Annotated in this window: 1 protein-coding gene and 1 pseudogene; both read left to right on the top strand. The window is 69.0% G+C overall.

Features of this window, described 5'->3' with window-relative positions:
• On the top strand, positions 1-676 hold a 676-nt coding region (tnpC, locus tag DJ019_RS20600; protein ID WP_111278748.1), incomplete at its 5' end, for an IS66 family transposase.
• Positions 673-1,369 (top strand): annotated as a pseudogene (locus DJ019_RS20605) (plasmid pRiA4b ORF-3 family protein); the annotation flags it as partial. The gene tnpC and the pseudogene DJ019_RS20605, both read left to right, overlap by 4 nt.

Raw genomic sequence — 1,369 nt, forward strand, 5'->3', positions numbered from 1 at the left:
CGACGCCTACGGCGGCTATGGCGATCTGTATGCGCGCGAGAGCACGCCTGCGCCGATCCTGGAGGCGAGTTGCTGGGCGCACGGCCGCCGCAAGGTCTTCGAGCTGGCCGATGTCGAGACAGCCGCCCTCAAGAAGGCCCGCGGCGAGAAGGCCAAGCCGGTCTATCCCCTGGCGCTGGAAGCGGTTCAGCGGATCGACGCGCTCTTCGCCATCGAGCGCGAGATCGTCGGCCGGTCGCCGGCCGAGCGCCTGGCCATGCGCCAAGTCCGGAGCGCGCCGCTGGTGGAAGAGCTCGAGACCTGGATGCTCCAGACGCGCGACAAGCTCTCGCGCGGCCACGACCTGGCCAAGGCGTTCAGCTACATGCTGCGCCGCTGGCCATCCTTCACCCGCTTCCTCAGCGACGGACGGATCTGCCTCTCCAACAACGCCGCCGAGCGCGCCTTGCGCGGCGTGGCCCTCGGGCGCAAGGCTTGGCTCTTCTGCGGCTCAGATCGCGGCGGCCAGCGCGCCGCCGTGCTCTACAGCCTGATCGTCACCGCCAAGCTGAACGACGTCGATCCGCAGGCCTGGCTCGCGGACGTGCTGGCCCGCATCGCCCAGCACCCGGTCCACCGGCTCGACGAGCTGCTGCCGTGGAACTGGAAGCGAGGCTCTGACAAGCTGGCGGCATGAAGCCCCAAGACGCCGCCGGCAGCTTCGCCGAGATCGCTTCGGTCCGCATCGAGCTGAAGGACACCGACCCCTTGATCTGGCGCGAGGTCGAGGTCCCGACCTCCATCACGCTGAAGGTCCTGCACGACATCGTCCAGCCTACCGTCGGCTGGATGGATTATCACCTCTGAGAGTTCCGGGTCGGCGGGCGGACCTATGGCCTGCCGATGGACGAGGACTGGGGGACCGAGCCCCGCAAGGACGCGGCCAAGGTCCGCCTGTGCGAGGTGCTCGGGCCCGGCAAGACCATCATCGACTACACCTACGACTTCGGCGACAGCTGGGAGCGCAGGATCGTCGTCAGCAACATTCGTCCCGGCGCACCGGCCGTCCGCTATCCCCGCTACCTCGCCGGCGAGCGCAACGGCCCGCCGCAAGACTGCGGCGGCGTCCCCGGTTTCTACGACCTGCTCGACGCCCGCGCCGATCCCAAACACCCCAACCATGCCGACGCCACGGCCTGGCTCGACGACTACAACCCCGACACCTTCGAAGACCTGCCGATCAGGTTCGCCCTCGGCCGGATGGCCGCAACTCCGCCGCGGCCCGCATCAACAAAATCCCGAAAGCCTGACCCGCGCGCCCGCGGTGCTCACCGGATGGGTACGAGGAGAGCTCGGCGTCGTCGGAGAGCTCAGGCGCGACGACGAGCGG

The sequence above is a fragment of the Phenylobacterium kunshanense genome, from assembly GCF_003254525.1.
In the GTDB taxonomy this organism is placed as follows: Bacteria; Pseudomonadota; Alphaproteobacteria; order Caulobacterales; family Caulobacteraceae; genus Phenylobacterium; species Phenylobacterium kunshanense.